Annotated in this window: 9 protein-coding genes; 4 read left to right on the top strand and 5 right to left on the bottom strand. The window is 61.7% G+C overall.

Translation table 11 applies throughout. The features are described from left to right. Positions 1–24: 24 nt before the first annotated feature. The 3 genes from Q0K15_RS10080 to Q0K15_RS10070 are packed head-to-tail and all read right to left on the bottom strand — an operon-like array spanning position 25 to position 3048. The gene (locus tag Q0K15_RS10080; RefSeq protein WP_294515719.1) at positions 25–1167 is read right to left on the bottom strand and encodes an acyl-CoA dehydrogenase; all 1143 of its coding nucleotides are present in this window, start codon (positions 1165–1167) and stop codon (positions 25–27) included. A gap of 55 nt (positions 1168–1222) precedes the next feature. Continuing rightward, positions 1223–2227 carry an electron transfer flavoprotein subunit alpha/FixB family protein gene (locus Q0K15_RS10075; protein ID WP_294515718.1) on the bottom strand — a complete coding sequence of 335 codons (1005 nt, stop codon included), beginning with the start codon at positions 2225–2227 and terminating at the stop codon, positions 1223–1225. Between the two features lie 17 nt (positions 2228–2244). After that, positions 2245–3048: an electron transfer flavoprotein subunit beta/FixA family protein gene (locus Q0K15_RS10070; RefSeq protein WP_294515717.1), complete on the bottom strand. Its 804-nt coding sequence runs from the start codon at positions 3046–3048 to the stop codon at positions 2245–2247. A 366-nt stretch (positions 3049–3414) separates the two neighbouring features. On the opposite strand from Q0K15_RS10070, the gene Q0K15_RS10065 reads away from it, so the two are divergent. The 3 genes from Q0K15_RS10065 to Q0K15_RS10055 all read left to right on the top strand — a co-directional run bounded on the left by Q0K15_RS10065 (position 3415) and on the right by Q0K15_RS10055 (position 5785). Further along, on the top strand, positions 3415–4263 hold the full coding sequence (locus tag Q0K15_RS10065; protein WP_294515716.1) for a transporter substrate-binding domain-containing protein: 849 nt from the start codon (positions 3415–3417) through the stop codon (positions 4261–4263). Positions 4264–4347: 84 nt separating this feature from the next. After that, positions 4348–4986 carry an amino acid ABC transporter permease gene (locus tag Q0K15_RS10060; RefSeq protein WP_294515715.1) on the top strand — a complete coding sequence of 213 codons (639 nt, stop codon included), beginning with the start codon at positions 4348–4350 and terminating at the stop codon, positions 4984–4986. Positions 4987–4999: 13 nt separating this feature from the next. Then, complete coding sequence (locus Q0K15_RS10055) at positions 5000–5785, top strand: amino acid ABC transporter ATP-binding protein (protein WP_294515714.1); 786 nt, start codon at positions 5000–5002, stop codon at positions 5783–5785. 55 nt (positions 5786–5840) lie between these two features. Here the strand turns inward: Q0K15_RS10055 and Q0K15_RS10050 are convergent, their stop codons facing one another. Together Q0K15_RS10050 and Q0K15_RS10045 are read right to left on the bottom strand one after the other, a co-directional pair. Further along, positions 5841–6467, bottom strand: a complete 627-nt coding sequence (locus tag Q0K15_RS10050) for a single-stranded DNA-binding protein (protein ID WP_294515713.1) — start codon at positions 6465–6467, stop codon at positions 5841–5843. 106 nt (positions 6468–6573) lie between these two features. Further along, entirely contained in the window at positions 6574–6774 is a 201-nt protein-coding gene (locus Q0K15_RS10045) for a hypothetical protein (RefSeq protein ID WP_294515712.1), read from the bottom strand. Between the two features lie 91 nt (positions 6775–6865). On the opposite strand from Q0K15_RS10045, the gene Q0K15_RS10040 reads away from it, so the two are divergent. Further along, positions 6866–7024 carry a toxin-antitoxin system protein gene (locus Q0K15_RS10040; protein ID WP_294515711.1) on the top strand — a complete coding sequence of 53 codons (159 nt, stop codon included), beginning with the start codon at positions 6866–6868 and terminating at the stop codon, positions 7022–7024. Positions 7025–7063 lie beyond the last annotated feature (39 nt).

The raw sequence follows: 7063 nt of genomic DNA, 5'->3' as shown, positions 1-7063 counted from the left end.
CTTTCTGTGTTGGTGGGAATTTTCTTACTTCACGCCCATCCAGCCGGAGATGACCATCCGCTGGACCTCGGAAGTGCCCTCGTAGATCTCGGTGATCTTGGCATCGCGCATGTAGCGCTCGAAGGGATACTCACGGGTGTAGCCGTAGCCGCCGATGAGCTGCAGGCAGCGACGGGTCACGTCGGAAGCGGTCTCGGAAGCGACCAGCTTGGCCATAGCAGCCAGGTGGCTGTAGGGCTCGCCGTCCTGCTTGGCCTGAGCGGCACGATAGATGAGCAGCTTGGCAGCGTCGCACTTAGCCTGCATGTCGGCCAGCTGGAACTGGGTGTTCTGGAACTGGCTGATGCGCTTGCCGAACTGCACGCGCTCCTGGGTGTACTTCACGGTGGCGGCAATGGCAGCCTCGGTGATGCCCAGAGCCTGAGCAGCGATGCCGATACGGCCGCCGTCCAGGGTGGTCATGGCCACCTTGAAGCCCTTGCCCAGCTCGCCCAGCAGGTTCTCCTTGGGGATCTTGCAGTCCTCAAAGATCAGCTCGCAGGTGGCGGAGCCGCGGATACCCATCTTCTTCTCGTGAGCGCCGATCTTGAAGCCCGGGGTGTCCTTCTCGATGATGAAGGCGGAGATACCCTTGGTGCCCAGCTCCTTGTTGGTCATGGCAAAGATCACATAGATATCAGCCTCACCGGCGTTGGTGATGAAGATCTTGGAGCCGTTGATCAGCCAGTGATCGCCCTTGTCCTCGGCCACAGTCTTCTGCATGGCGGCATCGGTGCCGGCGCCGGGCTCGGTCAGACCGAAGGCGCCCAGCTTCTCACCGGAGGCCAGGGGCACCAGGAACTTCTGCTTCTGCTCCTCGGTGCCGTAGGCCAGGATGGGCCAGCAGCACAGAGAGCCGTGGGCGGAGAACATGACGGAGGTGGTGGCGCAGTACTTGGCCAGCTCCTCGCAGGCGCCGATGTAGGTGAGGTAGCTCAGACCAGCGCCGCCGTACTCCTCGGGCATATACATGCCCATCATGCCCATCTCCTGCAGCTTGGTCAGGGTCTCCTTGGGGAAACGCTCCTGCTCGTCGATCTCAGCGGCGATGGGGCCGACTTCCTTCTCGCAGAAGTCATGCAGCATGTTCAGAATGTCCTGCTCTTCCTGGCTGAAGTGGAAATTCATAATAAATCCCTTCCTTTACTTTGAGTAAAAATATCCCAACACGGGCAAGGGCTGATCAGGCCCGAGCCTTCTTGATCTCCTCAGTGAGAACGGGGAGGACCTCAAAGAGGTTGCCCACCACGCCGTAGTCGGCGATGTCAAAGATGGGGGCCTCGGGGTCCTTGTTGATGGCGACAATGCAGTCGGAGCCGCTCATGCCGGCCACGTGCTGAATGGCACCGGAGATGCCGCAGGCGATGTACAGCTTGGGGCCGACGGTCTTGCCGGTCTGGCCCACCTGGTGAGCGTGAGCAATCCAGCCGGCGTCAACAGCGGCACGGGAAGCGCCCACAACGCCGCCCAGAGCGTCAGCCAGGGCCTTCACGGGCTCGAAGCCCTCGGGGCCGCCCACGCCACGGCCGCCGGACACGATGATGTCGGCGCCCTCCAGGTCCACGTTCTCGCCGTCGGCCTCCTTGATGAGCTCCAGTACCTGGGTGCGGATATCCTTGGCATCCACGTGGATGTCTTCCTTGATGACTTCGGCCTTGGCCTCGCCGGCGTCGCTCTTCTTGAACACGCCAGGACGGACGGTGCCGATCTGGGGACGGTGATCGGGGCAGAGGATGGTGGCCATCAGGTTGCCGCCGAAAGCGGGACGGGTCCAGGCCACGTTTCCGCTCTCCTCGTCGATGTCCAGAGCGGTGCAGTCGGCGGTCAGGCCGGTGTGCAGACGGCAGGACACGCGGGGACCCAGGTCACGGCCGTTGTTGGTGGCGCCGATGAGCATGCTGGTGGGGCCATACTTCTCCACCAGAGCGCACAGGGCGATGGCATAGGCGTCGGTGGTGTAGTGGGCGTACTCGGGGCCATCCACCACGATCACCTTGTCAGCGCCGTGCTCGGAAGCGGCCTTCACAGCCTCGTCCACGTTGTTGCCGATGACCACGGCCACCAGGGCGCCGCCCTGCTTGCCGGCCATCATCTTACCAGGAGTCAGCAGCTCAATGCCAACGTTCTTGGCGGTGCCGTCCTCATTGGTCTCTACAAATACCCAAAGATCCTTGGTCTTAGCTTCCATTGTAATCTCCCCCTCCCTTAGATAATGCTGGCGTCGCTCAGCAGCTGGAACAGCTTCTTCGCGGAATCCTCAGCGGTCTCTTCCTTGATCTTCACGCCGCCGCTCTTCTTCTGGGGCACGAAGGTCTTCTTCACGTGGGTGGGGGAGCCCTTCAGGCCGATGCGGGTGGTGTCGATGTCGGGGAAGGCGTCCTCGCCCAGAACGGGGATCTCGGCGCGGTTGGCAGCCATCTTCCGCTTGATGGTGGGATAACGGGGATCCCAAGCGGGCTTGGTGAAGGTGACCACGGCGGGCATCTTGGCAGCGATGACCTCAACGCCCTCCTCGACTTCCTTCTTCACCTTGATGGTGTCGCCGTCCACCTCGGCCTCCAGGCCGTAGGTCACCTGGGGATAGTTCAGGTGCTCAGCGATCTCGGGACCGACCTGGGCGGTGTCGCCGTCGATGGCCTGCTTGCCGCAGAAGATCACGTCGAACTTGCCCTCGATCTCCTCCACCTTCTTGATGGCCTCGGAGATGATGTAGCTGGTGGCCAGGGTGTCGGAACCGCCGAAAGCGCGGCCGGACACCAGATAAGCCTTATCGGCGGCGATGGCCAGGCACTCCTTCAGAGCGGCCTTCGCCTGCTCGGGGCCCATGGAGAGCACCACGATCTTGGCGCTGGGGTCCTTGTCCTTGATCCGGGCAGCAGCCTCCAGAGCATAGCCGTCAAAGGGATTGACGATGCTGGGCACGCCTTCGCGGATCAAGGTGTTCTTTACCGGATCGATCTTGATTTCGGTCGTATCCGGCACCTGCTTGACGCAAACAAGCATGTTCATTTCTGTTTCCTCCTATTACGTTTTTTGAGACCGGCACAAGGCCCGTCCCATGGCGTTTTTCAAGCCCGCGCCCATGGATGGGCGCACCTGTCCAAAGCCATTTTTCCCGTAAATCATCATATACCGGGGCGACCGGATTGTCAATCGAAAAAGCATTGGTGCTACCACAATTTTAGTAATTTCTTAAGGTGAGCACGGCGATCTTTGTCATTTCGCACAAAGAACAGGGTGCAAAACTAGGCAACCCAACCGTAGCGCCAGAAGCCCCACTTTCCTCTTTACATTGGCGATTTATCGTGGTAATATGTTAAAGCAACCGGGGACGCCCGGTGTCACAACACAATTATAAACGGAGGATCTGAAACCATGAGAAAGAACCGTCTGGCCGCCTCTCTGCTGGCCCTGTCTCTGTGCTTCTCCCTGGCCGCCTGCTCCGGCGGCAGCTCCGCCACTCCTGCTCCTGAGACCACCACCCCTGCTGAGACCGCCCCCGCCGAGACCGGCGCCGAGAGCGATCTGGCCTACGTCCAGGATAAGGGCACCCTGGTGGTGGGCATGACCGACTTTGCCCCCATGGATTACAAGGACGAAAACGGCGAGTGGATCGGCTTTGACGCCGACATGGCCAAGGCCTTTGCCGAGAGCCTGGGCGTGGATGTGGAGTTCCTGGAGATCAACTGGGACAACAAGCTCATGGAGCTGGACACCAAGGGCATCGACGCCATCTGGAACGGCATGACCATCAACGATGAGGTGGAGGCCGGTGCCTCCGTCTCCGAGCCCTATTGCCGCAACGGCCAGGTGGTGGTGGTCCCCGTGGATAAGGCGGAGGATTACCAGACCGTGGAGAGCCTGAGCGGACTCAACTTCGCCGTGGAGAACGGCTCCGCCGGCGCCGAGCAGCTGGATGCGCTGGGCCTTACCTATGTGGCCAAGTCCACCCAGGCCGACGCCCTGCTGGAGGTGGCCTCCGGTGCCTCCGACGCCTGCGTCATCGACCTGCTGATGGCGGGCGCCATGATCGGCGAGGGCACCAGCTACCCCGATCTCACCTACACCGTGCAGCTCAACGATGAGGAGTACGGCGTGGCCTTCCGCAAGGGCTCCGACCTGGTGGACGCCTTCAACGAGTTCTGGGCCTCCGCCTACGCCGACGGCACCGTCATGGAGACCGCCACTACCTACGGTGTGCAGGAGTCTGTCATCGAGAAGTAACGAAGGGACAAAACATATTCTGCGGGAAAGAGGCAGAGAGTTGTATGGCTCTCTGCCTCTCCCTGACTAGAGAGGAAACCGCCTATGCTGCTGTCTGTATCCCTCACTCTGCTGGAGGGGCTTGTGGTCACCCTGGAGCTCTTTGCCCTTACGCTGCTCTTTGCCCTGCCCCTGGGCCTCATTATCTCCTTCGGCTCCATGAGCCGGTGCGCTCCCCTGCGCGCGGGGGTCAAGACCATCGTCTGGATCGTCCGGGGTACCCCGCTGATGCTCCAGATCATGATCGTGTTCTACGGCCCCGGCCTGATGTTCGGCCTGCCTCTGCTGCCCCGGTTCACCGCGGCGGTGGTGACCTTCGTCATCAACTATGCCTGCTACTTTTCTGAGATCTTTCGGGGCGGCATCCAGGGGGTGCCCGTGGGCCAGCGGGAGGCCGGTCTGGTGCTGGGCATGACCCGGTCCCAGATCTTCTTCAAGGTCACCCTGCTCCAGGTCATCAAGCGCATCGTGCCGCCGCTGGGCAACGAGTTCATCACCCTGGTGAAGGACACCGCCCTGGTGCGGGTCATCTCGGTGTACGAGATCATCTGGATGGGTGAGTCCTACATCAAAAAGGGCATGATCTGGCCGCTCTTCTACACCGCCGTTTTTTACCTGGCCATCAGCGGTATCCTCACCCTGTTGCTGGGCTGGTGCGAGAAGAAAATGGACTACTTTAAGTAAGGAGGTTTGCCCCATGCCTATTCTGGACGTACAGCACATCGAAAAACACTTTGGGGCGACCCGGGTGCTGGAGGACATCAGCTTTTCCCTGGACCAGGGCCAGGCCCTGGCCATCATCGGCTCCTCCGGCTCCGGCAAAACCACCCTGCTCCGCTGCCTCAATTTTCTGGAGAAGCCCGACCAGGGCAGAATCCTGGTCAACGGGGAGAAGCTCTTTGACGCCGACGACCCCGCCACCCACCGGGAGGAGGAGGTGCGGAAAAAGCGGCTCCACTTCGGGCTGGTTTTCCAGTCCTTCAACCTCTTCCCCCAGTATACCGCCCTCCAGAACGTCACCCTGGCCAAAGAGCTTCTGAGCCAGGAGCGGCCCGACTTCAAGCAGAATAAAAAGGCCATTCTGGAGGAGATCCGGGAGGAGGGCCTGTCCCTCCTGGCCAAAATGGGCCTGAGCGACCGGGCGGGCCACTACCCCCACCAGCTCTCCGGCGGCCAGCAGCAGCGGGTGGCCATCGCCCGGGCCCTGGCCCTGAGCCCCGACATTCTCTGCTTTGACGAGCCCACCTCCGCCCTGGACCCGGAGCTCACCGGGGAGGTGCTGAGGGTTATCCGGGGCCTGGCCGAGCAGAATACCACCATGATTATCGTGACCCACGAGATGGCCTTTGCCCGGGATGTGGCCGACCAGGTCATCTTCATGGACAGCGGCGTTATCGTGGAGCAGGGACCCGCCCGGGAGGTCATTGAGCACCCCACCCAGGAGCGGACCCGGCAATTTTTGGCGCGGTACGCCGAGCAGTGACGGACCACTGTTCTTGTTTTAAGGAAGGGACGCGGAAGCGCCCCTTCCTTTTCGTTTAGCCGGAGGCGGCGGCCGGGGCCGTGGGCGTCAGCGTGGTCACCGATACCTCGAAGGCGGTGCGCTCCTGGGTGACCCCGCCCACCACTTTCTGGTAGAGGCGGCTCTGGAGCCGCCCCTCCAGCTCCACACAGTCCCCCACCGACAGCCCGCCGCACCGCTGGGCCAGGGCGCCCCAGGCGATGCAGGGCAGGTAGTCTGCCCGGCCATACCGCCGGTTTACCGCCAGCATCAGGTCGCAGATCTCCCGGCCCAGAGGGGTGCGCCGCAGCACCGGAGGCTTGCACAGCACCCCGGAGAGGGCGAGCTGGTTGCAGGGGGGCTCCTCTGTGTCGGTTAAGGCCCGGGCCAGCAGGGTGATGACCAGCCGGCTGCCGGGGCCGGTGCGGTTGTTGAAGGTGCGCACCTCCCCCGTCACCTCCAGCCGCCGGCCCGGAGTCGGGGGATGCTCATCCAGCAGGGGCTGTGGGACCACCACGTTGAGCCGGTCCTCGGTGCCCGACAGACGGGGGACCGACAGGGGAAAGACAAAAAAGTCCACGCCGTGATTGGTGTGGGAAAAGACCGGCTCCGCCGCCGCCGTCCCCCGCAGGACGGCGTGATTTTCATTCCAGGATGTCCGCATATACACTCCACCTCTCCTTGGTTCCTGGAAACATGTATATGCGCCCTTGTCCCACCCTATGACGAAAAAGCCCCGGAGCTTATGCTCCGGGGCAGGGGGGCCGTGCTCACAGCGGGTCCTCTTTGGGGTTGGGGGTGGGCGGGAGCAGCTCAAAGACACGCTCGGCCTGGGGCGGCGTCCCGCCCGCGGCCAGCCAGCCCGCCACAAAGGACAGCCGCACGATGGAAAAGAGCGCGGCCTCCGCCTCGTCATATTCATGCCGGTCCAGAAAGTTGGAGAAAGCCTCTTCCAGCTCATTGGAATACATGCACACCACCAAACAATATTTTACAAGATAAAACACTATAAGTCAAAATAAAATCGTAAATCATAGTATTATCCACTAGAGGGGTGATCCTGTGAAGCCACTGAAAAAAAGTGTGAGCATTACGCTGGACGGTCCGGTCCTGGAGCGGGTCCAGGCCCTGGCAGAGCGGGATGATCGCTCCCTGTCCAGCTATATCAACCAGGTCCTCAAGGCCCATCTGGAGGCGCTGGACCGGAAAAAAGAGTCCTGAGCATCCGAAAAAAGGCGTGGAGCCAATGGCTCCACGCCT

Source organism: uncultured Intestinimonas sp., assembly GCF_944387245.1.
Taxonomy (GTDB): Bacteria; Bacillota; Clostridia; order Oscillospirales; family Oscillospiraceae; genus Intestinimonas.
Note: the sequence above shows the minus strand (reverse complement) of the source record. Positions and strands in the feature narration are given on the sequence as shown.